The organism is Streptomyces sp. NPDC029122 (genome assembly GCF_055569445.1).
Genome location: NZ_JBVHWK010000029.1, coordinates 15721 through 39841 on the forward strand (window position 1 = coordinate 15721; position 24121 = coordinate 39841).

Consider the following 24121-nt stretch of genomic DNA (forward strand, 5'->3'; position numbering starts at 1 on the left):
CCTCCGGGCAGAGCCGGCACCCGCTGGTGTCCGCTCCGCCCGCCCACCCGACACCCGCCACACCTCCGAGGAGTCCCCGTGTCCACCGCCACCGCCTCCACCACCCCCGCGACCACCACCGTCACCCGCCTCGGCGGCCGCCTCGGCGCCGAGATCGGCGGCGTCCGCCTCGGCGGCGAGCTCCCCGCCGGGACCGTCGCCGAGATCCGCGCCGCCCTCCTCACCCACAAGGTCGTCTTCTTCCGCGGCCAGGACCACCTCGACGAGGCCGGCCACGAGGCCTTCGCCCGGCTGCTCGGCACGCCCGTCGCACACCCCACCGTCCCCTCCGCCGACGGCCGCTACGCCCTCGGCATCGACTCCCACCACGGGGCCCGCGCCAACCAGTGGCACACCGACGTCACCTTCGTCCCGGCCTACCCCGCCTTCTCCGTCCTGCGCGCCGTCACCGTCCCCCCGTACGGCGGCAACACCCTCTGGGCCAACACCGCCGCCGCCTACTCCCACCTCCCCGAGCCGCTGCGCGCCCTCGCCGACGGCCTGCGCGCCCTCCACTCCAACGAGTACGACTACGCCGCCCTGCGGCCCGACGGCCTTCCCGAGGCCCTCGCCCAGTACCGCGAGGTGTTCACCTCGACCGCCTTCCTCACCGAGCACCCGGTGGTCCGCGTCCACCCCGAGACCGGCGAACGCACCCTGCTCCTCGGCAACTTCGTCCAGCGGATCCAGGGGCTCACCGGCCGCGACAGCCGCGCCCTCCTCGACCTCTTCCAGGCCCACGTCGAGAGCCCCGAGAACACCGTCCGCTGGCAGTGGCGGACCGGCGACGTCGCCATCTGGGACAACCGCGCCACCCAGCACTACGGCGTCGACGACTCCGACGACCACGAGCGCATCCTGCGCCGCGTCACCGTCGACGGCGACGTCCCGGTCGGTCCCGACGGGGTGCCCTCCCGCCTGATCAGCCCGGAAGCCGTCCCGGAGCCCTCCTTCGGCATCGCCTCCGGCGCCTCCACCACCGCCACCGCCTCCACCACCGCCTGACCGCCAGAACGGAGCGCCCCGTGCCGCCCAGACTGCTCGCCCTCACCGGCAGCCCCTCCGCCCACTCCCGTACCGACGTCGTCGCCGACCACGTGCTGTCGCGCCTGTCGCACGCCGGCTTCGAGACCGCCCGCCTCCCCGTACGCACCCTCCCCGCCGCCGACCTGCTCTCGGCCCGGCGCGGCGAACCGGAGATCCGCCGCGCCCTGGAGGCCGTCGCATCGGCCGACGGCCTGGTCATCGCGACCCCGGTCTACAAGGCCGCGTACACCGGCCTCCTCAAGGCCTTCCTCGACCTGCTCCCGCAGGACGGCCTGGCCGGGAAGACGGTCCTGCCCCTCGCCACCGGCGGCAGCCTCGCCCACGTACTGACCCTCGACTACGCCCTGCGCCCGGTCCTCGCCGCCCTCGGCGCCCGGCACGTCACCGCCGGGCGGTTCGTCCTGGACTCCTCCGTCGAACGGGGAGCCGGCCCGGACCGGCTGCGGCCCGAGGCGGAGCTGGACCTCTTCCAGGCCGTCGACGAGTTCGCCGACGCCCTGCGCGGTCACGCCGCCGAAGCCACCGCCCTCACCGCCACCCCGTAACCAGCAGCCCCGTCACCCAAGGACCCCGCCATGCCCGCAGCACCCGCCACGACCACCCGCTCCCGGCGCCAGTTCCTCACCCTGCTCGGCATCTCGGCGGCGGCGGTGAGCTGCGGCACGGCCACCGCCACCGGAGGCGGCCGCCGCTCCGGCGGCCAGGTCACCACCCTCAAGTACCAGGGCAACGTCGGCGCCGTCACGCTCCCCGAGCTGGCCGACGACCTCGGCTACCTGGAGGGCCTCACGCTGGAGTGGGTCGGCAACACCATCAGCGGCCCCCAGGACATCCAGTCCGCCGCCACCGGCCAGATCCACTTCGGCGGCGCCTTCAACGGCGCCATCGTCAAACTCGCCGCCAGCAAGGCCCCGATCACCTCCGTCATCTCCTACTACGGCGTCGACCAGGACGCGTACAGCGGTTACTACGTCCTGGAGGACAGCCCGGTCCGCTCCGCCCGCGACCTGTTCGGCAAGAAGGTCGGCATGAACACCCTGGGCGCGCACTCCCAGGCGCTCCTCGACATCTACCTGAGCCGCAACGGCGTCTCCCGGGCCGAGGCCGCCAAGGTGGAGGCCCTGGTCGTGCCGCCCGTGAACACGGAGCAGGTGCTGCGCCAGAAGCAGATCGAGGTCGGCGTGCTCAGCGGGGTGCTGCGCGACAAGGCCCTGGCGGCGGGCGGGATCAGGCCGCTGTTCAGCGACTACGACCTGCTCGGCAGGTTCAGCGCCGGCTCGTACGTGATGACCAGGCAGTTCGTGAAGGAGAACCCGGACACGGTCCGCACCTTCGTCACGGGGGTCGGCAAGGCCATCGAGTGGTCGCGCACCACACCGCGCGAGGAGGTCATCGCCCGCCAGACCGAGATCGTCCGCAAGCGCGGCCGCAACGAGGACACCTCGACGCTCCGGTTCTGGCGCTCCTACGGGGTGGCGGGGCAGTACGGCCGGATCGAGGACGGGGAGTTCCAGCTGTGGCTGGACTGGCTCGGCGAGCGCGGCGAGATCAAGCCCGGCGGGCTCAAGGCGGCCGGCCTCTACACCAACGAGTTCAACGGCCTCGGGAAGGGCTGAACCGGCATGACGAAGATCGTGTTCGACGCGGTGACCAAGAAGTTCCCGGTCAAGGGCGGCGCGGGCGAGTTCACCGCCCTCGACGGCATCGACCTGGAGATCGGCGCGGGGGAGTTCCTGGTCGTCGTCGGCCCCAGCGGCTGCGGCAAGTCCACCCTGCTGGACCTCCTCGGCGGGCTCACCCGCCCCACCTCCGGACGCATCCTGCTCGACGGCGAGCCCGTCACCGGGCCCGGCCTGGACCGGGGCATCGTCTTCCAGCAGTACGCCCTGCTGCCCTGGCGCACCGCGCTCGGCAACGTCGAGTTCGGCCTGGAGGCGACCGGCGTCCCGCGCCGCCGGCGCAAGGACCGCGCCCGCGAGTTCCTCGACCTGGTCGGCCTCGCCGGTTTCGAGGACCGGCACCCGCACGAGCTCTCCGGCGGCATGCGCCAGCGGGTCGCGATCGCCCGCTCACTGGCGTACGACCCGGACGTGCTGCTGATGGACGAGCCCTTCGCCGCGCTGGACGCGCAGACCCGCGAGTCCCTCCAGGACGAGCTGCGGCGCATCTGGCTGCGCACCGGCAAGACGGTCGTCTTCATCACGCACGGCATCGAGGAGGCCGTGTACCTCGGGCAGCGGGTGGCCGTCCTCACCTCCCGCCCGGGCCGCGTCAAGGAGGTGGTCCCGGTCTCGCTCGGCGACCGGCTCGCCGGGGCCGCGGGCGAGGACCTGCGTTCCAGCCCGGAGTTCGCCCGCTACCGCCACGAGATCTGGGGCCTGCTCCACGACGAGGTGGCCCGCGCCCGGCAACTGGAGAAGGAGGAGGCCGCCGTATGAGCACCGACACCCCCGCCCCCGCCCGTCCCGGGCAGGAGGTACGAGGAGCCGGGCGCCCGGCACCGGCCCCGACGGCCCCCGCCGCCGCGGCCCAGGCCCCCGCCCCGGACCGGCCCCCGGCCGTCCCCGCCCCACCCGCGGCCGTCCGCCGCCCGGCCCGGGCCGCGGCCGTCCTGCGGTGGCTGCGGGCCGGCCTGCTCCGCTCGGCGGCCGTACTCGCCCTGCTCGCGCTGTGGGAGACCGCGCCCCGGCTCGGCCTGGTCGACGCCACCTTCCTGCCCCCGGTCAGCGAGGTGGCCCGGGCCTGGTGGGAGCTGCTCGGCGACGGGCAGCTGGGCGAGCACGTCCGGGCGAGCCTCACCCGCGCGTTCGGCGGCTTCGCCATCGCCGTGGCGGTGGCGGTGCCGCTCGGGCTGCTGATCGGCTGGTACCGGCCCGTCGCCGCCTTCCTGGGCCCGCTGCTGGAGCTCTTCCGCAACACGGCGGCCCTCGCGCTGCTGCCCGTCTTCGTCCTGCTCCTCGGCATCGGGGAGACGTCGAAGGTGTCGATCGTCGTCTACGCCTGCGTCTGGCCCGTCCTGCTGAACACCATCAGCGCCGTCCGCAACGCCGACCCCACCCTGGTCCGGCTCGCCCGGTCGATGGACCTGTCGACGCCCCGCCTCTTCCAGAAGGTGATCCTCCCGGCCTCCGTACCGGCGGTCTTCACGGGCATCCGGCTGGCGGGAGCGGTCTCCATCCTGGTCCTGGTGGCCGCCGAGATGATCGGCGCCAAGGCGGGGCTCGGATACCTGGTCAACGCCTCGCAGTTCAACTTCGCCATCCCGCAGATGTACGCGGGGATCGTCACGATCTCGGCGATCGGCGTCGCCTTCAACCAGCTCCTGGTCACGGTCGAACGCCGCCTCAGCCTCTGGCGCGTCCCCGCCTGACCCGCCTGGCTCCTCCGTCCCTCCGCCCCTTCGCCCGCCCCAGGGAACAGACATGCCCGCAGCCCGCACCCTCCACCTCAACGCGTTCCTGATGAACGCCGGCCACCACGACGCCGCCTGGCGGCACCCGGCCGGCAGCCCCGAGCGCATCACCGACCCGCGCTACTTCCAGGAGCTGGCCCGCACCGCCGAGCGCGGACGGCTGGACTCGGTCTTCTTCGCGGACGGCCTCGCCCTCTGGGGCAAGGCCCGGTACAACGCCCTCGGCGGCTTCGAGCCGATCACCCTGCTCTCCGCCATCGCCGCCGTCACCGAGCACATCGGCCTGATCGCCACCGCCTCCACGACCTTCCACGAGCCCTACCACCTCGCCCGCGCGTTCGCCTCCCTCGACCACATCAGCGGCGGCCGCGCCGGCTGGAACATCGTCACCTCCGGCACCGTCGACGAGGCCCGCAACTTCAACCGCGAGGAGCACCTGGAGCACGGCCTGCGCTACGACCGCGCCCGCGAGTTCCTCGACGTCGCCACCAAGCTCTGGGACAGCTGGGAGGACGACGCGATCGTCCTCGACAAGGAGCGCGGCGTCTACGCCGACACCGACAAGCTCCACCCGGCCGCGCACCGCGGTGAGCACTTCTCCGTCGCGGGCCCGCTCAACGTGCCCCGCTCCCCGCAGGGTCACCCGCTGCTCGTGCAGGCCGGCTCGTCCGAGTCCGGGAAGGAGTTCGCGGCCCGGTACGCCGAGGCCGTCTTCACCGCCCAGCAGACCCTCGCCGACGGCCAGACCTTCTACAAGGACCTCAAGTCCCGCCTGGCCCGCTACGGCCGCACCGAGGACGAACTGCTGGTCCTGCCGGGAATCGCCCCCGTCATCGGCTCAACCGAGGCCGAGGCGAAGGCGCTGGAGCAGGAGCTCACCGATCTCCAGGTCCCCGAGTACGGGCTCGCCCAGCTGTCCGGGATGCTCGGCACCGACCTCACCGGCGCCGACCTCGACGGCCCGCTGCCCCAACTCCCCGAGGAGCGGGAGATCAACGGCAACAAGAGCCGTTTCACGCTCGTCGCCGAGATCGCCCGACGCGACGGGCTCACCCTGCGCGAGCTGATCGCCCGCCTCGGCGCCGGCCGCGGCCACCGGGTGTTCGCCGGCACCCCCGAGCAGATCGCGGACCAGCTGGAGGAGTGGTTCACCCGGGGCGCCGCCGACGGCTTCAACATCATGGCGCCCGTCCTGCCCACCGGCCTCACCGACTTCGTGGACCACGTCGTGCCGGTCCTCCAGGCCCGCGGCCTCTTCCGCACCGAGTACACGGGGACCACCCTGCGCGAGCACTACGGTCTTCCGCGCCCCGCCAACCGCCACAGCCGGTAGGGGGACGGGAACGCGGCCCGGGCGGCCCTCAGGCCGGGAGCGAGTTGCGGTGGGAGCGCCGCCGGGCCGCGCTGAGCAGGGCCTGGATCTGGGCGCCCGCCTGGTCGACGTCGTCGAGGACGGAGGGGAAGGGCAGCCGCACGTCGCGGTGGCCGGTGCGCTCCTCCAGGCGCAGGGTGATCCCGTACCGGTCCAGGGCGAGGGGCAGCGCGCGCACGACGGCGGCCGAGGGCCGCGGCCGTACCAGCCGCAGCAGCAGGGTCACCAGCTCGGGGTGGTCGTCGAGGAGGTGGGTGAGCATGCCCGCCTCGTACGGGGCCAGCGGGTCGGGCCAGGCCTCGTCCAGTTCGTCCAGGCCGATGTACGAGGTCCCGCGCGCGGTCTCGAGCACCGCCCGGCCGTATTCCACGCAGGTGGCGGTCCCGGGGGCGGAGTCCTCGTCGGCCCAGGGCGTCAGCAGGTGGCCCAGGACGGTGACGCGGGCGCGCACCCGGTCGCGTACGGGCGTCGGGGCGATGTCGGTGAACTCCAGCCGGATGGCGGGCAGTCCGGCGCCCGGCAGCGGGGCGGGGTGCCCGGCCGGGGGTGCGGCGGGGTGCAGGTGCAGCCGGCCGAGCACGTCCCCGCCGTCCAGGTTGCGGACCTCGTGGCGCACCCCGTCGACGACCACCGTCATCGAGTGGGCGGCGGCCAGGACGGAGCGGACCAGCTCGGCCTCGGTGGGCCGGGCGGCGGAGGTGGCGGCGGGGGCACCGGGCAGGCGCATGCGGATCTCTCCCTCATCGGAGATTGACTTAGGTATGCCTAACCTAACCCATCGCCGAGGCGGGGAGCACCCCGCGCGCCAGCCGGGCGAGCGTCTCGGCGATCCGCACGGTCGGGTAGCCCAGGGTGTGCCGCTGGAACTGGTAGACCTCCGGGGAGAGCGGGCTGAGCAGGGCGTCCACGCTCACGTCGGGGTCGTCGGCACCGGCCTCCACCAGCAGGCCCCGCACGTGCGCGCGCCAGTGCCGGTACGCGCCGCCCGCGAACCGGGCCGGACCCGGACCGATGCCCAGGGCCAGCGGCAGGTGCCGCTCCAGGTGTTCCAGGGCCGCGGAGTAGAAGGCCGCCAGCCGCTGCGCCGGAGGAGCGCCGGGCCCCAGCGGCGGCGGACCGAACGCGAGCCGCCCCCCGAGGATGCGCTCGTGCTCCTCGAGGAGGGCGCCGGCCACGGAGGCGGGATCGGGGAAGCGACGGTAGAGGGTGGCCCGCCCGACCCCCGCGGCCTTGGCTATGTGGTCCATCGTCACGCTGCGAGGATCCCGCTCGGTGAACAACTGCTCGGCGGCGGCGAGGATCTGCGCGCGGTTGCGGACCGCGTCCTCGCGCAGCGGGGGCCGCCCGGCGGCCGTGATGTCGCGTGGCGTGCGGACCTCGTCGCCATTGGTCATGGCGGCGACCCTACGTGCTCCGTGTCGGTGTTGGGCTGAACGGGTGAAACGCGAGAGGATGGGTGGATGCACATGAAGCGCGCGGCCGAGGCGGCCCGGTGAGCAGGTACGACGTCACCGACGAGCAGTGGGAGGGGCTCGCGCAGGTGGTACCCCTGCGCAGCCGCAACGAGTGGCCCTCCCGGGTGGACCACCGCACCATCCCCAAGGCTCCCGGACCGGCCGCGGCGGAACAGCGGCGCTTCGTGGTGATCCGGGTCCAGATCTTCGCCGACGCGCGGGAGGTGGCGGAGTACCTGATCGCGCAGATCCCCGTACTGCTGGACCTCACCGGCGCGGACAGCGAAGTGGCCAAGCGGATCCTCGACTTCAGCAGCGGCGTGGTCTTCGGCCTGGGCAGCGGCATGCACCGCGTCGACCGCAACGTCTTCCTGCTGGCGCCGGTCGGCACCGAGGTGGAGGGGATCGCGGCGGCGGCCGTCCCCCGATCGTAGGAAGGTCACGGCGGCGGAACGGTTCGGCGGTCACCCGGCCCGCCCGGCGGACCGTACCGTCCGGCCATGGACGCCACCCTGGACACGGCGAGGCCCGGCGCACCCGCCGCCGCCCCGACCGGTACGCCCCCGTGCGACGAGACAGCTGACAGCCCGTTACGCGCGCACCCCGGCCGCGGCACCCGTTCCGGTACGCCGCCGGGCGCCGCGGGAGCCACCGCCTCCGACGGCGCTCCCGCCGACGCCGATGCCGGCCCACCCCGCCCGGCCGTCACGGAACTGCGGCTGTCCGCCTTCGGGACGCACCGGGCGGCCGTGTTCCCGCTGGGCCCCGTGACCCTCTTCACCGGCCCCAGCGGCAGCGGCAAGTCCCAGGCCCTGGCCGCCTACCGGGCGCTGGCCCAGCTCGCCTCCGGAGCCACCCTGGGCGAGGCCTTCCCCGACCCGCGGGCCCGGGTGCCCGAAGGGGCCCGGCCCGGCCCCGGCGGGCGGCGCGGCTTCCACCTCGGCTGCACGGTCGACGGCCCGTCCGGCCCCGTCCGCCTCGACCTCGCCGTCCAGGCCGAGCCCGTGCTGCGCATCGCCGGCGAACGGCTCTCCCAGGACGGCCGGATCCTCCTCACCACCGCCCTGCGCGACCCGCGCCGCCGCACCGTCGAGGCCGCCTGGTTCACCGGCGGAACCGTCGGCGTCACCCGCGCGCAGCTGCCGGACGACCGGCTCGGGACCGGTCTGCTGCCGCTGCGCGTGGCCGGGTCCACGGCCGGGCAGCGGCGGGTGCTGGCCGCCGCCGAGCAGGTGGTGGTCGCCCTGCGGGCGGTCTTCCCCTGTGATCCGCGGCCCGGCCGGATGCGGGCGCCCGTCCCGCCCGGGGAGGGCCGGCTGCGGACCGACTGCGGCAACCTGGCCGACGTACTGCGCCGGACCCGCCACGAATGCGGCACCCGCCACGCGCTGCTGGCCGCGGCGGCGCGGGCCGGATGCGCCGGGCCGGTGGCGGGGCTCGACGTACGGGCGGCCCCCGACGGCACCGGGCTCGTGACCGCCGTACTGGACCGGGGCCCCGCCCTCCCCGCCACCGGCCTGGACCGCCTCGGCGCGGGGGAGCTGCGTTTCCTGGCGCTGGCCCTCGTCCTGCTCACCGGACCCGGCGTGCTGGCCGTGGACCCGGCCGCCGAACTGCTCTCCGCCCGCCAGGCCCTCACCGTCCTCGCCGACGGCCTCGACCGGGGACTGGACCGCCGTCAGGCCGCCGAACTGCTGCGCCTGGCCCTCCTGTCCGGCGGGCGCGGGCACATCCGGCTGGTGGCGGCGGTCGGCGAGGACACCGCGGGAACCGGACGGGGGCTGCCGGGCGTCTCAGTGGTAGACCTGTCCCCATGAACGACGCCGCACCCACGGACGACGGGCCCGCTCATCAGCAAGGCGAACGCCTTTACCAGCTCCAGCGACGGCTGGCCGACTTCGCGGCCGCCCGGAACTGGGCCCAGTACCACACGCCCAAGAACCTGGCCGTGGCGCTGAGCGTGGAGGCCGCCGAACTGGTCGAGATCTTCCAGTGGCTGACGCCGGAACAGTCAGCGGCGATCATGGACGAGCCCGAAAGCGCACACAGAGTGGCCGACGAGGTCGCCGACGTGATGGCGTATCTGCTGCAGTTCTGTGAGGTTCTCGGGGTGGATGTGCTGGATGCGCTGGCCACGAAGATCGAGAGGAACGAACACCGCTTCCCGGTAACCGGTACTTCGGCACCAGATCGTCACTCTTCGGAGTGATGACGTCGTCCACAACCATGTTTGTGTCCACAGATTTCCGAATACCCCTGGCTTTACTGGCTCGCTGCCTTCACTCTGGGTAGTGAAGAATGAGGGGATGTCGTGCGGACGGGGGACGGCATATGGATGCGGTACGGCTCATCGCGGCCGGCCGGCACGCGCTGGCACGGAGCGGGGCGGCATGGGGCATCGTGGGCGAGGCCTGGCAGGCCCAGGCGCTCGCGCAGGGCATCGGGAGCTGGCTGGCCGTCGCCGGGCCGGCCGAGCTGAGGGCGGAGGCGCGGGGACTGGGCGAAGCCGGCGGCAGGGGGTGCGGGGTCATAGACCGGGCGGCCCTGCGCGGTGAGGGGAGACCGCCCGAACAGCCCCCGAGGGCGGCGCAGCTGAGCGGGGTGGCCGACGTACGGCAGGCGCTGCTCGGGCTCCAGGAGCTGCTCGGTGAGGTCGGCATAGCCCTGGTCGGGGTCGCCTGCGCGACGGACGAGGAGGGCCTGTACTGGCAGTGCATAGAGTCGATCGACGCGGCGGACGAGTCCAGCGACCGGGTACGGGCACTGCTGCGCCGGATGACGTCCGTGCGGGAGCGGGGTCCGGCTTCGGGAGTCGGCTGAGCCGGGAGTGAGCGGGAGGAGCGGCGCCGCCGGAGGGGGCCGCCGGGCCCGTGTCCGCGGCTGAGGGTCCCGGCGCGCGCGACGGGACCCCCGCGCGGTCAGTGGGACCGGTCCGAGCGGAGCTCGCCCTCGTACGCGCGGGTACCGGGGGCCGCTGGGGGAGTACGGTCCGCGGAGTGCTGGAGGTCGGCGTCGAGCTGCGAGAGGTCGGCGTTCAGCGCCGCCATCAGCTCCTCCATCTGCTGCAACAGGCCCTTCGGAGCCCCGCCCTGGGCGGGCGCCGCGGACTCCTGGCGTGCGTCGTCGTGTGCTGCCTGTCCGGTCTGTCCGGGATGCTCGGGCACGGACTCGTGGGACATGGCGGCCTCCTCGGCCCTGGCCCTTCCGATGCGGAAGGGGGCGGTGGACGCATCGGCGGGAGGCCGCCGGCGCGCGGGCCGGGCGGTCCGGCTCCGTCCGAGCCAACGATCTCCATCGCCGCTGGTCACTGGCGGGGCGGGGGGCGGGCTTCCGGTTGACGCGGATTCACCCGGCAGGGGTGGGACGGGCAGGATGGGGAGCATGGATCTCCGCATTTTCACCGAACCGCAGCAGGGCGCCAGTTACGACACGCTCCTGACCGTCGCCAAGGCCGCCGAGGACCTGGGCTTCGAGGCGTTCTTCCGCTCGGACCACTACCTGCGGATGGGCTCCGTCGACGGCCTGCCGGGTCCCACCGACGCCTGGATCACCCTCGCGGGCCTGGCCCGCGAGACGAAGCGGATCCGGCTGGGCACGCTGATGACGGCCGGAACCTTCCGGTTGCCCGGCGTCCTCGCGATCCAGGTGGCGCAGGTCGACCAGATGTCCGGCGGCCGCGTCGAACTGGGCCTGGGCGCCGGCTGGTTCGAGGAGGAGCACAAGGCGTACGGCATCCCCTTCCCGGCCGAGCGGATGGCCCGGCTGGAGGAGCAGCTGGCCATCATCACGGGCCTGTGGGCGACCGAGCCCGGCGCCACCTTCGACCACCGGGGCGTCCACTACCGGGTGGAGAACTCCCCGGCGCTCCCCAAGCCGGCGCAGAAAAAGGTGCCCGTCCTCATCGGCGGGCACGGCGCGCGGCGCACCCCGCGCCTCGCCGCCCGGTACGCCGACGAGTTCAACATGCCGTTCGCCTCGGTGGAGGACAGCCGCAGGCAGTTCGCCCGGGTCCGGGAGGCCGCCGCCGAGGCCGGGCGCAAGGCGGACGAACTCGTCTACTCCAACGCCCTGGTGGTGTGCGTCGGCAAGGACGACGCCGAGGTGGCCCGCCGGGCCGCCGCCATCGGACGGGAGGTGGACGAGCTCAAGGCCAACGGCCTGGCCGGCTCCCCGGACGAGGTGGTGGAGAAGCTCGGCACCTACTCCGCCATCGGCTCCTCGCGCGCCTACCTCCAGCTCCTCGACCTCGACGACCTCGACCACCTGGAGCTGATCTCCGCCCGGGTGCTGTCCCAGCTCGGTTAGGGGACCGTGGAACCATGCCCCGTGCGACCGGCCCGCTCGCCGAAGCCCTGGCCCGCAGGGTCGTGCTCCTGGACGGCGGGCTGAGCAACCAGCTCGCCGACCAGGGCTGCGACCTGTCCGGGGGGATGTGGACGGGCCGGGTGCTCGCCGAGCGCCCCGACCAGGTGGCGGCCGCCCACACGGCGTACGTCAGGGCCGGGGCCGAGGTGCTGATCACCGCGAGCTACCAGGTCGGGCACGACCCCGCCCTGCTGGAGCGGAGCGTGCGGGTGGCCGGCGGCGCGGCGCGGGCCGCCGGCCGCGAGGTCTGGGTGGCCGCCTCGGTGGGCCCGTACGGGGCGGTCCTGGCGGACGGCTCCGAGTACCGCGGACGGTACGGGCTGAGCGTGGCGGAGCTGGCCGCCTTCCACCGGCCCCGGGTCGGGGCGCTGCTGGCGGCGGGCCCGGACGTGCTGGCACTGGAGACCGTCCCGGACGCCCTGGAGGCCGAGGCCCTGCTGCGGGTGCTGGCGGGGACGGGGGCGCGTGCCTGGCTCAGCTACACGGTCGCGGGCGGCCGCACCCGGGCCGGCCAGCCCCTCGCCGAGGCCTTCGCCCTGGCGGCCGCCGCGCCCGAGGTGATCGCGGTCGGCGTCAACTGCTGCGATCCGGCCGACGTGCTGCCCGCCCTGGAGGCCGCCGCGTCCGTCACCGCGAAGCCGCTGGTGGCCTACCCGAACGACGGCTCCGTCTGGGACGCGGCCACCGGCACCTGGAACGCCCCCGCCACCCCGGCCCCCTGGCCCGTCCGGGCCTGGCGCACCGCAGGCGCGCGCCTCATCGGCGGCTGCTGCCGCATCGGCCCGGACGGCATCGCCGCCCTCGGCGCCCAGCGGGCCTGACCGGGACCCGTGGCGCGGGACCGGTGACGCGGCCAAGGCAAGGGCCCGCGGCCGACTGTCACTCGATCGGGTGAACGGCCTTTCTGGCCGGCTCCCGCTGGGATAGGCAGGAGAGATGAAGCGCACCAGCAGGACGGGCGCCGCCGCCAGGCGCCGCATCACCCGCTCCAGGGCGTGCGGGGAGAAGAAGCAGTTCGCGAACGAGGCCGCGGCGGAACGGGCCGCGAGCGAGATGAACCGGATCCAGCCGTGGCAGCACGAGCGGATCGCCTACCTGTGCCCGTACAGCGGCAGCGAACCGCACTGGCACATCGGCCGCCCGCTCAACATTCCCAAGCAGCGCTGAACACGAAGCCCACGGAGGTGCTCGCAGGACGGTGGCCGAATCACCCCCGTGGGTGGTCCGGCCGCCGCACCTCGGCCGGACCCGGTCGTTGTGCAGGGTCCGACACCCCCTACGGGCGAGAGGAACCCCATGGGACGCAGGAAGCCCAACAAGCCGGGGCGCAGCCGCCAGGCCCAGTACACGCTCCAGCAGTTGCAGCCCCCCGGCTACGACGAGTGGCTCAGGGTCGACCCGAAGTCCGCCGACGCCGCCGACGATCCGCGCCTGTCCCCGGACGCCGTCGACCTGGTGCGCCGCCTCGGGCGTCTGCGCGCCTTCTACCCGGGCCGCATCCCCGTCCAGGCCGTGCACCTCGACGTCGCCATCGACGAGGGCACCGTCCTGCTGCGCCAGGGCGACACGGTCGCGCCGCTGCCGGTCGACGTGGCCGCGGAGATGCTCGGCGCCGACCCGGCCGGCGACCAGGTCCGCAGGAGCCTGCACGAACTGCACGCCCACGGGGGCGTCCTCCTGGACACCGGCACGGAGGCGACCCTCCTGCGGATCGTCGCCCAGCGCCCCGAACGACCCGGAGACCCCTGGGTGTTCGCCGACTCCCCGGAGGACACGCTCGTCCCGAAGGTCTGCGTCCCCGCGCACCCCGGTGACATCGGCCCCGACGAGTTCGCCGCCCTGGCCTTCATCAGGTCCCACATGGCCGAGGGCGCCGAGCCCGACCCGGAGGATTTCGCCCGGCACGAAGGCGTCGGAACCGTCGAGCGGGCCCGCGAGCTCTTCGGGGCCGTCGCCGAGCTCGCCGGGGTCAAGGGCTGCTCCGCCTGCCCGTCCGGCCACATCTGCACCCGCGATCCCGGCCCGTCCGACGACTGATCTCCGGAAATCCGTTCGCCCCGGCGCTGCCGCCCAGGTCATGCTGGAGCGCATGTTCCTGACGATCAGCACCACCGGCACGACGGAGAATCCGGCCACTGACCTGGGGTTTCTGCTGCACAAGCATCCCGGGAAGGCGCAGGCGTTCTCCACCTCGCACGGCACCGCCCACGTGTTCTACCCCGAGGCCACGGCCGAGCGGTGCACGGCCGCGCTGCTGCTCGAGGTGGACCCCGTCGCGCTCGTGCGGCGCGGTCAGGGCAAGGGGTCGGGCGGAACGCCCGACGCCGCCCTCGCCCAGTACGTCAACGACCGCCCGTACGCGGCCTCCTCGCTCCTCGCCGTGGCGCTGAGCGCGGTCTTCCGCACCGCCCTCAAGGGCCGGTGCGCCCTGCGCCCCGACCTGCCCGGGCAGCCGCTCCCGCTGCGGATCGAGGTCCCGGTGCTGCCCGCCCGGGGCGGCCCGGAGCTGGTGCGCCGCCTGTTCGGGCCGCTGGGCTGGGACCGGGTGGAGACCGGCCCGATCGTGCTGGACGAGCGGTTCCCGGAGTGGGGCGACAGCCGCTACGTGCGGCTCGTACTGGAGGGCCGGCTGCGGCTGGAGGACGCCCTGCGCCAGCTGTACGTCCTGCTGCCGGTCCTCGACGACGCCAAGCACTACTGGATCGCACCCGACGAGGTCGACAAGCTGCTGCGCGCCGGGGACGGCTGGCTGCCCGCGCACCCCGAGCACGCGCTCATCACCGCCCGCTACCTGGCCCGCCACAAGCGCCTCACCCGGGACGCCATGGAGCGCCTGGAGCTGGCCCGGCTGGCCGAGGCCGACGGGAGCGAGGCCGCGGAACTCGACAACGCCGTCGACGACGCCGCGGACACGGCCGACGGGACTCCGGACGCCTTGGAGCGGTCCGTTCCGCTCGCCGTGCGACGGCGTGACGCGATCCTCGGCACGCTGCGCGAGGCCGGCGCCCAGCGGGTGCTCGATCTCGGCTGCGGCCAGGGCCAGCTGGTGCAGGCCCTGCTCGAGGACCCGGCGTACACCGAGATCGTCGGCGTCGACGTGTCGGTGCGGGCTTTGACGACGGCCGCCCGGCGGCTGCGGCTGGAGCGGATGGGGGAGCGCCAGAGCTCCCGGGTCCGGCTGCTCCAGGGGTCGCTCGCCTACACCGACAAGCGGCTGGCCGGCTATGACGCCGCCGTGCTGAGCGAGGTGATCGAGCACGTGGACCTGCCCCGGCTGCCGGCGCTGGAGTACGCCGTCTTCGCCGCGGCCAGGCCCCGCACGGTCCTCGTCACCACCCCGAACGCCGAGTACAACGTGCGCTGGCAGTCCCTGCCCGCCGGGCACGTCCGCCACCGGGACCACCGCTTCGAGTGGACCCGCGAGGAGTTCCGTGCCTGGACCGGCAGCGTGGCCGCCCGGCACGGCTACACCGTCGTCCACGTGCCCGTCGGGGACGAGGACCCCGAGGTCGGGGCGCCGACCCAGATGGCCGTCTTCACCACCGCCACCGAGAGCCCGAAGGAGGCCGAGGCAGCATGAGCACCACCACCGAGCGCGCGGCCCACCGCGTACTTCCCGTCACCGACCTGTCCCTCGTCGTCCTCATCGGCGCCACCGGATCGGGCAAGACCACCTTCGCCCGCAAGCACTTCAAGCCCACCGAGATCCTCTCCTCCGACCACTGCCGGGGCCTGGTCGCCGACGACGTGAACGACCAGAGCGCCAGCAAGGACGCCTTCGACGTCCTCCACCACATCGCCGGCAAGCGGCTGGCCGCCGGCCGCCTCACCGTCGTGGACGCCACCAGCGTCCAGCGGGAATCCCGCCGCGAGCTCGTCCGCCTGGCCCGCGAGCACGACGTCCTGCCCATCGCGATCGTCCTCGACATGCCCGAGGCGGTCTGCGCCGAGCGCAACGCCGCCCGCCCCGACCGGGCGGGACTGCCGCGCCGGGTCATCCAGCGGCACCGCTCCGAGCTGCGCCGCTCCCTGCGCGGCCTGGAACGCGAGGGTTTCCGCAAGGTGCACGTCCTGCGCACGGTGGAGGAGGCCGACTCCGCCGAAGTGGTGCTGGAGAAGCGCTTCAACGACCTCACGCACCTCACCGGCCCCTTCGACATCATCGGTGACGTCCACGGCTGCTCCTCCGAGCTGGAGACCCTGCTCGCCGAGCTCGGCTACGAGGACGGCGTCCACCCGGCGGGCCGCACCGCGGTCTTCGTCGGCGACCTCGTCGACCGGGGCCCCGACAGCCCCGGCGTGCTGCGCCGGGTGATGGGCATGGTCAGGTCCGGCAACGCCCTGTGCGTGCCCGGGAACCACGAGAACAAGCTCGGCCGTTACCTCAAGGGTTCCAAGGTCCAGCAGACCCACGGCCTCGCCGAGACCGTCGAGCAGCTCTCCCGCGAGAGCGAGGAGTTCGTGGAGGAGGTCAGGGAGTTCATCGCCGGCCTGGTCAGCCACTACGTCCTCGACGGCGGCCGGCTCGTGGTCTGCCACGCGGGGCTGCCCGAGAAGTACCACGGCCGCACCTCCGGCCGGGTCCGCGCGCACGCCCTCTACGGGGAGACCACCGGCGAGACCGACGAGTTCGGCCTGCCCGTGCGCTACCCGTGGGCCGAGGACTACCGGGGCAAGGCGGTCGTGGTCTACGGCCACACCCCCGTCCCGGACACGGCCTGGATCAACAACACCATCTGCCTCGACACCGGCGCCGTCTTCGGCGGCCGGATGACCGCCCTGCGCTGGCCGGAGCGCGAACTGGTCGACGTACCGGCCGAGAAGGTCTGGTACGAGCCGGTCAAGCCGCTCGCCGCCGAGGTGCCCGGAGGCCACGAGGGGCGCCCGCTCGACCTGTCCGACGTGCACGGCCGCCGGGTCGTGGAGACCCGCCACCTGGGCAACGTCGGCGTCCGCGAGGAGAACGCGGCCGCGGCCCTGGAGGTCATGAGCCGCTTCGCGGTGGACCCCCGGCTGGTGCCGTACCTGCCGCCGACCATGGCGCCGACGGCCGCCTCCCAGGAGGACGGCGCCGGCGGGCCCTTCCTGGAGCACCCCGCCGAGGCCTTCGCCCAGTACCGGGCCGACGGCATCGCCCGGGTGGTGTGCGAGGAGAAGCACATGGGGTCCCGCGCCACCGTCCTGCTGTGCCGGGACGCGGACGTGGCCCGCGAGCGGTTCGGGGTCGAGGACGGCTCCACCGGCTCCCTCTACACCCGTACCGGCCGGCCCTTCTTCCCGGACCGGCAGATCACCGAGGAGTTCCTCGCCCGGCTGCGTGCCGCGGTCGACGGGGCGGGGCTGTGGGAGGAACTCGGCACCGGGTGGCTGCTCCTCGACGGGGAACTGCTGCCCTGGTCCCTGAAGTCCACCGGCCTGCTGCGCAACCAGTACGCGGCCGTGGGCGCCGCCTCCCGCACCGTCCTCCCGGCGGCCGTCGCCGCCCTGGAGGCGGCCGCGGCCAGGGGCGTGGACACCGGCGCGCTGCTGGAGCGCCAGCGCGGGCGGGCCGCCGACGCCGCCGCCTTCACCGAGGCGTACCGGCGCTACTGCTGGACCACCGACGGGCTGGACGGCGTACGGTTCGCGCCGTTCCAGCTGCTCGCGGCGGCGGGCCGGTCCCTGGCGGCCGTACCGCACGACGAGCAGCTGGCCTGGCTGGACCGGCTCGCGGACGCCGACGAGCGGACCGGCGGCCCGTTGCTGCGCCGGACCCGCCGCGTGTACGTGGACACCGGCGACGAGGAGTCCGTCCGCGAGGGCACCGACTGGTGGCTGGGGCTCACGGCCGCGGGCGGCGAGGGCATGGTCGTCAAACCGCTCCGGGCGTACGCCCGGGACGGCAGGGGCCGGCTGGTCCAGCCGGGGCTGAAGGTCCGCGGGCGCGAGTACCTGAGGATCATCTACGGTCCGGAGTACGCCCGTCCCGGCCGGCTGGAGCGGCTGCGCCACCGGTTCCTCGGACACAAGCGCTCGCTCGCCCTGCGCGAGTACGCGCTCGGTCTGGAGGCGCTGGACCGGCTGGCGGCGGGGGAGCCGTTGTGGCGGGTCCACGAGCCGGTGTTCGCGGTGCTCGCGCTGGAGTCGGAGCCGGTCGACCCCCGGCTGTGAGCGGCGTCCGTAAAGGCGCGGCGTAAAGCGGAGGCCCCCGTACGGCCGCGAATTAGGTCGTATGGGGGAACTTTCCCCGGGAAGCCCCGGGAAAGCGCCGGCGGGATCGTTCATCCAGGGCAGCGGAGTGTCCGCGACCCAGGAAGGACGGAACGTCACTTATGAAGATGACCGCGCGCGGAAGCATTGCGGCGCTCATGACCTGTATGGCCGCGGCCGGCGCGGCCTCCCCGGCCGTGGCCGACTCGGTCCCTGTGGGTGTCCCGCTGGAGGCGGTGGAGACCACGCTGGGGCTGCCCGCCCCACAGCTGGCGACGGGGGTCCCGGTGCCGCTCGTCGGTGCCCCGGAGGCACCCCGGTTCCACCGGGGCGACCTGCTGCCGACCCCGTTGCTCCCGATGGTGCCGATCGCCGCCGACCTCGGGGCCACCCGTCTCACGTCGCCGGTGCCCAACCTGATGGGGGAGCAGAAGACGGACGGCGAGGGGTTCATCGAGTCCTCGGCGAGCACCCTGCTCACCCGCACCCCCGGCGCGAACGTCCGTGCCCCGCTGACGATGCCGGACGCGAGCAACTCGGGGATCCCGAACCTCGCCGTCCCGAACCTGGGCCTGTCGGTCCCGGACGTCGTCGGCACCCCGACGGCACTTCTCGGCCTGCGCTGAGCCGGGAAAGCCGACGCGAGGTCAGAAAGCCGCTTGGTCTGGGAACGTGTACGGCATGGGATTCCACGTCGACTCCGAGACCGGGCGGCTTCGCCGCGTCATCCTCCACCGGCCCGATCTGGAGCTGAAGCGGCTCACACCAAGCAACAAGGACGCCCTGCTCTTCGACGACGTGCTGTGGGTGCGCCGGGCCCGCCAGGAGCACGACGGCTTCGCGGACGTGCTCCGCGACCGGGGGGTGTCCGTCCACCTCTTCGGCGACCTCCTGCGGGAGGTCCTCGACGTCACCGAGGCACGGCACCTCGTACTGGACCGGGTCTTCGACGAGAAGGAGTACGGGCCGCTCGCCACCGACCACCTGCGCGCGGTCTTCGACGGGCTGCCGTCGGAGGCCCTCGCGGAGGCGCTCGTCGGCGGCATGACCAAGCGGGAGTTCCTGGAGCGGCACGCCGAGCCGGTCTCGGTGCGCTTCCACGCCCTCGAGATGGACGGCTTCCTGCTCATGCCGCTGCCGAACCACCTCTTCACCCGTGACACCTCCGCCTGGATCTACGACGGGGTGTCCATCAACGCCATGCGCTGGCCCGCCCGCCAGCGCGAGACCGTGCACTTCGAGGCGATCTACCGGCACCATCCGCTCTTCACCGGATCCGGCCCCTTCCACTACTGGTCGCAGGGCCAGCCGGACTACCCGTCCACGATCGAGGGCGGCGACGTCCTGGTCATCGGCAACGGCGCGGTACTGATCGGGATGAGCGAGCGCACCACCCCGCAGGCGGTGGAGATGCTGGCCCGCGGCCTGTTCGCGGCCGGCTCGGCGACGGTCATCGTGGCCCTCGACATGCCCAAGCGGCGGGCCTTCATGCACCTGGACACGGTGATGACGATGGTCGACGCAGATACGTTCACTCAGTACGCCGGCCTCGGCATGCTGCGCTCCTACACGATCCGGCCGGGCGAGGGGGCGAGCGACCTCCGGGTCAGCGACCACCCGCCGGAGCACATGCACCGGGCCATCGCCTCCGCCCTCGGCCTGGACGGGGTGCGGGTGCTCACGGCCACGCAGGACGTGCACTCGGCGGAGCGCGAGCAGTGGGACGACGGGTGCAACGTGCTGGCCGTGGAGCCGGGAGTGGTCGTCGCCTACGAGCGGAACGTCACCACCAACACCCACCTGCGCAAGGAGGGGATCGAGGTGATCGAGATCCCCGGCAGCGAGCTGGGGCGGGGCCGCGGCGGTCCGCGCTGCATGAGCTGCCCCGTCGAGCGGGACCCCGTGTGACATGATCCACCCGTTCTGTATAGCAATACGGAGGATCGTATAGACTTCCAGCATCCCCTGTCAGCGCCACCCAGGAGCGTCCCCATGGCCACCGACCTCTTCGGTCGCAGTTTCCTCAAGGAGCTCGACTTCACCGCCGCCGAGTTCCGCGGCCTGGTCGAGCTCGCCGCCGAACTGAAGGCGGCCAAGAAGGCGGGGACCGAGGGGCGGCTCCTCCAGGGGAAGAACCTCGCGCTGATCTTCGAGAAGACCTCCACCCGCACCCGCTGCGCCTTCGAGGTCGCCGCCGCCGACCAGGGCGCCCACACCGTCTACCTCGACCCCTCCGGGTCCCAGATCGGCCACAAGGAGTCCGTCCGGGACACGGCGCGGGTGCTCGGCCGGATGTTCGACGGCATCGAGTACCGGGGCGACAGCCAGGAGGCCGTCGAGGAGCTGGCCGCCCACTCCGGCGTGCCCGTCTTCAACGGCCTGACCGACGACTGGCACCCGACCCAGATGCTCGCCGACGTGCTCACCATGACCGAGCACAGCACCAAGCCGCTGGAGCGGATCTCCTTCGCCTACCTGGGCGACGCCCGCTTCAACATGGGCAACTCCTACCTGGTGACCGGCGCCCTGCTGGGCATGGACGTACGCGTCGTCGCGCCGAAGGCGTACTGGCCGGCCGAGGCCGTCACGGCGCGGGCCCGGGAGCTCGCCGCGGCCAGCGGGGCCCGGATCACCCTGACCGAGGAGGTCGCGGAAGGCGTGGCGCAGGCCGATTTCGTGGCCACGGACGTCTGGGTCTCGATGGGCGAGCCCAAGGAGGTCTGGGACGAGCGGATCGCGGCGCTGGCCCCGTACGCCGTCACCATGGACGTGCTGCGCGCGACCGGCAACCCGGACGTGAAGTTCCTGCACTGCCTGCCCGCCTACCACGACCTGGGCACCAAGGTGGCCCGGGAGGTCCACGAACGGCACGGGCTGGACTCGCTGGAGGTGACCGACGAGGTGTTCGAGTCCGAGCACTCCGTCGTCTTCGACGAGGCGGAGAACCGGCTGCACACCATCAAGGCCGTGCTCGTCGCGACGATGGCCAAGCCCGCCGCATAGTCATACGTGCCGCCCGGCGGGGACCCCGTGCGCCCCCGCCGGGCGGAACCGCGGCGCCTTCTGTCGCGTTTCTCTGACGGCAGTCACCGATCGGTGATAACTTCGACCGCGTGAGCCCCTTCACCGGTTCCACTCCAGCGACCGAACGGTGGCGCCACCTGCGGGTGACCCGGCAGGACGGCGTGGCCACCGTCACCCTCGACCGCCCCGAGAAGCTGAACGCGCTCACCTTCGGCGCCTACGCCGACCTGCGCGATCTGCTCGCCGAACTGTCCCGCACCCGTTCCGTGCGCGCCCTCGTCCTCGCCGGCGAGGGCCGCGGCTTCTGCTCCGGCGGGGACGTGGACGAGATCATCGGCGCGACCCTCGCCATGGACACCGCCCAGCTCCTCGACTTCAACCGGATGACCGGCCAGGTGGTCCGCGCGATCCGCGAATGCCCCTTCCCGGTCATCGCCGCCGTGCACGGGGTGGCCGCCGGCGCCGGCGCCGTCCTCGCCCTCGCCGCCGACTTCCGGATCGCCGACCCCTCCGCCCGCTTCGCCTTCCTCTTCACCCGCGTCGGCCTGTCCGGCGGCGACATGGGCGCCGCGTACCTGCTGCCCCGTGTCGTCGGCCTCGGCCACGCCACCCGGCTGCTGATGCTCGGAGAGCCCGTACGCGCCACCGAGGCCGAGCGGATCGGCCTGCTCAGCGAACTGGTCGACGAGGGCAAGGCCGACGCCCGCGCCGCCGAACTGGCCGCCCGCCTCGCCGCCGGACCCGCCCTCGCCCACGCCCAGACCAAGGCCCTGCTCACCGCCGAACTGGACATGCCCCTGGCCGCCTCGGTGGAACTGGACGCCAACACCCAGGCCCTGCTGATGAACGGCCAGGACTACGCGGAGTTCCACGCCGCCTTCACCGCGAAGCGGCCCCCGGAGTGGAAGGGCAGGTAGCCACATGTCCGCGAGCGCCATGAGGGTGGCCGTCGTCGGCGGCGGGCCGGGCGGACTGTACGCCGCCGCGCTGCTGGCCCGCCGGGGGCACACCGTGGAGGTCTGGGAACGCAACGCCCCCGACGACACCTTCGGCTTCGGCGTGGTCCTCTCCGACGAGACCCTCGGCGGCATCGAACGGGCCGACACCGTCGTCCACGCCGCCCTCGGCGCCGAGTTCGTGCGCTGGGACGACGTGGACGTCGTGCACCGGGGCCGCCTGCTGACCTCCGGCGGCCACGGCTTCGCCGCCCTCGGCCGCCGCCGGCTGCTGGAGATCCTGCACGAACGCTGCGCCGGCCTCGGCGTCCGGCTCCGCTTCCGCGCCGAGGCCCCCGACGCCTTCGAACTGGCCCGCTCGTACGACCTGGTGGTCGCGGCGGACGGGGTGCACAGCGCGACCCGCGCGCGCGGCGCCGCCCACTTCCGGCCCACCGAGACCCCCGGACGCTGCCGGTACATCTGGCTCGCCGCCGACTTCGCCTTCGACTCCTTCCGCTTCGAGATCGCCGAGACCGAGCACGGGGTCGTGCAGCTGCACGGCTACCCGTACGCCCGCCCCTCCTCGGGGCCCGCCGGGCCACAGGGCGGGTCCGGTGCCTCGACCGTGATCGTGGAGATGCGGGAGGAGGTGTGGCGGGCGGCGGGCCTCGACCTGTGCGACGAGGCCGAATCGGCGTCCCGCTGCGCCAAGACCTTCGCCGAGGCACTGCGGGGCCGGCCGCTGCACGGCAACCGCTCGGCGTGGACCCGCTTCCGCACCGTCGTCAACGAGCACTGGTCGCACGGCAACGTGGTGCTGCTCGGCGACGCGGCGCACACCGCGCACTTCTCCATCGGCTCCGGCACCAAGCTCGCCGTCGAGGACGCCCTCGCCCTCGCCGAAGCCCTGGACCGCGGGCCCGACGTCCCCTCCGCCCTCGCCGCCTACGAGGAGGAACGGCGCCCGGCCGTGGCCAGCACCCAGCGCGCCGCCGCCGCCAGCATGCGCTGGTTCGAGGAGCTCGCCGGATACGTGGACCAGCCCGCCCGGCAGTTCGCCTTCAACCTGCTCACCCGCAGCCGCCGCGTCACCCACGACAACCTGCGGCTGCGCGACGAACGGTTCACCCGGGCGGTGGAACGCGACTTCGGCTGCCCCGAGGACGCGGACGGCACGGGAACCCCGCCCATGTTCACCCCGTTCACCCTGCGAGGACTCACCCTTCGCAACCGCGTCGTGGTCTCGCCGATGGACACGTACTCGGCCCGGGAGGGCGTGCCCGGCGACTTCCACCTCGTCCACCTGGGCGGGCGGGCCCTCGGCGGCGCAGGGCTCGTCATGACCGAGATGGTGTGCGTCAGCGCCGAAGGCCGGATCACCCCCGGCTGCGCCGGCCTGTGGACCGCGGAGCAGGCGGCCGCCTGGAAACGGATCGCCGACTTCGTCCACGCCTCCGCGCCCGGTACGGCCCTCGGCGTCCAGCTCGGCCACTCCGGCCGCAAGGGGTCCACCCGCCTGATGTGGGAAGGCATGGACGAACCGCTCCCGGACGGCAACTGGCCCCTGGTCGCCGCCTCCGCCCTGCCCTACCGGCCCGGGGTCTCCGCCGTCCCGCGCGCCCTGGAGGCCGCCGACCTCGCGGCGATCCGCTCCGACTTCGCGGCGGCCGCCGTCCGCGCCGCCGAATGCGGCTTCGACCTGCTGGAACTGCACTGCGCGCACGGCTACCTGCTGTCCGGGTTCCTCTCCCCGCTCACCAACCGCCGCGACGACGCCTACGGCGGCCCCCTGGAGAACCGGCTCCGGTTCCCCCTGGAGGTCTTCGACGCGGTCCGCGAGGTCTGGCCCGAGGACCGCCCCATGACGGTCCGGCTCTCGGCCACCGACTGGGCCCCCGGCGGCACCACGCCCGAGGACGCCGAACGGATCGCGGCGGCCTTCGCCGCCCACGGCGCCGACGCCGTCGACGTCTCCACCGGACAGGTCGTCGCGGACGAGGTCCCCGAGTACGGGCGCTCCTACCAGACCCCCTACGCCGACCGGATCCGCAACGCGCTCGGCGTCCCCGTCATCGCCGTCGGCGCGATCTCCTCCTGGGACGACGTCAACTCCCTGCTGCTGGCCGGCCGCGCCGACCTGTGCGCGCTCGGCCGCCCCCACCTGTACGACCCGCACTGGACCCTGCACGCGGCCGCCGAGCAGGGGTACGCGGGCCCCGGCGCGCCGTGGCCGGCCCCGTACCGGGCCGGCAGCCGCAGGCCCCCGATCGGCAAGGGGTAG

Annotated in this window: 24 protein-coding genes; 21 read left to right on the forward strand and 3 right to left on the reverse strand. The window is 73.8% G+C overall.

Going from position 1 to position 24121, the window contains the following annotated elements:
- The first annotated feature begins 78 nt into the window (after positions 1-78).
- The 6 genes from ACZ4WZ_RS27465 to ACZ4WZ_RS27490 are packed head-to-tail and all read left to right on the forward strand — an operon-like array spanning position 79 to position 5831.
- Positions 79-1044: a TauD/TfdA dioxygenase family protein gene (locus ACZ4WZ_RS27465; RefSeq protein WP_467894361.1), complete on the forward strand. Its 966-nt coding sequence runs from the start codon at positions 79-81 to the stop codon at positions 1042-1044.
- 20 nt (positions 1045-1064) lie between these two features.
- Entirely contained in the window at positions 1065-1631 is a 567-nt protein-coding gene (gene ssuE, locus ACZ4WZ_RS27470) for an NADPH-dependent FMN reductase (RefSeq protein ID WP_467894362.1), read from the forward strand.
- A gap of 30 nt (positions 1632-1661) precedes the next feature.
- Positions 1662-2702, forward strand: a complete 1041-nt coding sequence (locus ACZ4WZ_RS27475) for an ABC transporter substrate-binding protein (protein WP_467894364.1) — start codon at positions 1662-1664, stop codon at positions 2700-2702.
- Between the two features lie 6 nt (positions 2703-2708).
- A complete protein-coding gene (locus ACZ4WZ_RS27480) occupies positions 2709-3524 on the forward strand; it encodes an ABC transporter ATP-binding protein (protein ID WP_467894366.1) in 816 nt (271 codons plus the stop codon).
- Positions 3521-4456, forward strand: a complete 936-nt coding sequence (locus ACZ4WZ_RS27485) for an ABC transporter permease (protein ID WP_467894368.1) — start codon at positions 3521-3523, stop codon at positions 4454-4456. Before ACZ4WZ_RS27480 ends, ACZ4WZ_RS27485 begins: the two co-directional genes overlap by 4 nt.
- Before the next feature lie 52 nt (positions 4457-4508).
- Positions 4509-5831 (forward strand): LLM class flavin-dependent oxidoreductase, encoded by a 1323-nt coding sequence (locus tag ACZ4WZ_RS27490; RefSeq protein WP_467894369.1) that lies wholly within the window; start codon positions 4509-4511, stop codon positions 5829-5831.
- 28 nt (positions 5832-5859) lie between these two features.
- Here ACZ4WZ_RS27490 and ACZ4WZ_RS27495 read toward each other — a convergent pair whose 3' ends face one another.
- Positions 5860-6597, reverse strand: a complete 738-nt coding sequence (locus ACZ4WZ_RS27495; protein WP_467894370.1) for a DUF2470 domain-containing protein — start codon at positions 6595-6597, stop codon at positions 5860-5862.
- A 43-nt stretch (positions 6598-6640) separates the two neighbouring features.
- On the reverse strand, positions 6641-7264 hold the full coding sequence (locus ACZ4WZ_RS27500; protein ID WP_467894372.1) for a TetR/AcrR family transcriptional regulator: 624 nt from the start codon (positions 7262-7264) through the stop codon (positions 6641-6643).
- Between the two features lie 98 nt (positions 7265-7362).
- Between ACZ4WZ_RS27500 and ACZ4WZ_RS27505 the strand changes: the two genes are divergently transcribed.
- The 4 genes from ACZ4WZ_RS27505 to ACZ4WZ_RS27520 all read left to right on the forward strand — a co-directional run bounded on the left by ACZ4WZ_RS27505 (position 7363) and on the right by ACZ4WZ_RS27520 (position 10144).
- Positions 7363-7758, forward strand: a complete 396-nt coding sequence (locus ACZ4WZ_RS27505) for a cell division protein SepF (protein WP_388938420.1) — start codon at positions 7363-7365, stop codon at positions 7756-7758.
- 66 nt (positions 7759-7824) lie between these two features.
- The gene (locus ACZ4WZ_RS27510; protein ID WP_467894375.1) at positions 7825-9141 is read left to right on the forward strand and encodes an AAA family ATPase; all 1317 of its coding nucleotides are present in this window, start codon (positions 7825-7827) and stop codon (positions 9139-9141) included.
- Positions 9138-9533: a nucleotide pyrophosphohydrolase gene (locus ACZ4WZ_RS27515; RefSeq protein WP_467894377.1), complete on the forward strand. Its 396-nt coding sequence runs from the start codon at positions 9138-9140 to the stop codon at positions 9531-9533. Before ACZ4WZ_RS27510 ends, ACZ4WZ_RS27515 begins: the two co-directional genes overlap by 4 nt.
- Positions 9534-9655: 122 nt before the next feature.
- Entirely contained in the window at positions 9656-10144 is a 489-nt protein-coding gene (locus tag ACZ4WZ_RS27520) for a DUF6099 family protein (RefSeq protein WP_467894379.1), read from the forward strand.
- 98 nt (positions 10145-10242) lie between these two features.
- On the opposite strand, the gene ACZ4WZ_RS27525 is transcribed toward ACZ4WZ_RS27520, so the two are convergent.
- Complete coding sequence (locus ACZ4WZ_RS27525; RefSeq protein ID WP_467894380.1) at positions 10243-10503, reverse strand: hypothetical protein; 261 nt, start codon at positions 10501-10503, stop codon at positions 10243-10245.
- Between the two features lie 202 nt (positions 10504-10705).
- Here ACZ4WZ_RS27525 and ACZ4WZ_RS27530 point away from each other — a divergent pair, with 202 nt between their 5' ends.
- The 11 genes from ACZ4WZ_RS27530 (at position 10706) to ACZ4WZ_RS27580 (ending at position 24121) form a co-directional block, all read left to right on the forward strand.
- Positions 10706-11629 carry an LLM class F420-dependent oxidoreductase gene (locus ACZ4WZ_RS27530; protein WP_467894382.1) on the forward strand — a complete coding sequence of 308 codons (924 nt, stop codon included), beginning with the start codon at positions 10706-10708 and terminating at the stop codon, positions 11627-11629.
- A gap of 14 nt (positions 11630-11643) precedes the next feature.
- Entirely contained in the window at positions 11644-12510 is an 867-nt protein-coding gene (gene mmuM, locus ACZ4WZ_RS27535; protein ID WP_467894384.1) for a homocysteine S-methyltransferase, read from the forward strand.
- A 115-nt stretch (positions 12511-12625) separates the two neighbouring features.
- Positions 12626-12856: a hypothetical protein gene (locus ACZ4WZ_RS27540; RefSeq protein WP_388938431.1), complete on the forward strand. Its 231-nt coding sequence runs from the start codon at positions 12626-12628 to the stop codon at positions 12854-12856.
- 129 nt (positions 12857-12985) lie between these two features.
- Entirely contained in the window at positions 12986-13726 is a 741-nt protein-coding gene (locus tag ACZ4WZ_RS27545) for a hypothetical protein (RefSeq protein WP_467894386.1), read from the forward strand.
- A 52-nt stretch (positions 13727-13778) separates the two neighbouring features.
- Positions 13779-15269 (forward strand): 3' terminal RNA ribose 2'-O-methyltransferase Hen1, encoded by a 1491-nt coding sequence (locus tag ACZ4WZ_RS27550; RefSeq protein ID WP_467894388.1) that lies wholly within the window; start codon positions 13779-13781, stop codon positions 15267-15269.
- Positions 15266-17839 (forward strand): polynucleotide kinase-phosphatase, encoded by a 2574-nt coding sequence (locus ACZ4WZ_RS27555; RefSeq protein ID WP_467894389.1) that lies wholly within the window; start codon positions 15266-15268, stop codon positions 17837-17839. The genes ACZ4WZ_RS27550 and ACZ4WZ_RS27555 overlap by 4 nt, the downstream gene beginning before the upstream one ends.
- A 197-nt stretch (positions 17840-18036) precedes the next feature.
- Positions 18037-18504, forward strand: coding sequence for a hypothetical protein (locus ACZ4WZ_RS27560; protein WP_467894390.1), 468 nt, complete (start codon positions 18037-18039; stop codon positions 18502-18504).
- A 55-nt stretch (positions 18505-18559) separates the two neighbouring features.
- Complete coding sequence (locus ACZ4WZ_RS27565; RefSeq protein ID WP_467894391.1) at positions 18560-19786, forward strand: arginine deiminase; 1227 nt, start codon at positions 18560-18562, stop codon at positions 19784-19786.
- Positions 19787-19870: 84 nt separating this feature from the next.
- On the forward strand, positions 19871-20881 hold the full coding sequence (gene argF, locus ACZ4WZ_RS27570) for an ornithine carbamoyltransferase (RefSeq protein WP_467894393.1): 1011 nt from the start codon (positions 19871-19873) through the stop codon (positions 20879-20881).
- A gap of 110 nt (positions 20882-20991) precedes the next feature.
- A complete protein-coding gene (locus tag ACZ4WZ_RS27575; protein WP_467894395.1) occupies positions 20992-21819 on the forward strand; it encodes an enoyl-CoA hydratase family protein in 828 nt (275 codons plus the stop codon).
- 4 nt (positions 21820-21823) lie between these two features.
- Positions 21824-24121 carry a bifunctional salicylyl-CoA 5-hydroxylase/oxidoreductase gene (locus ACZ4WZ_RS27580; protein WP_467894397.1) on the forward strand — a complete coding sequence of 766 codons (2298 nt, stop codon included), beginning with the start codon at positions 21824-21826 and terminating at the stop codon, positions 24119-24121.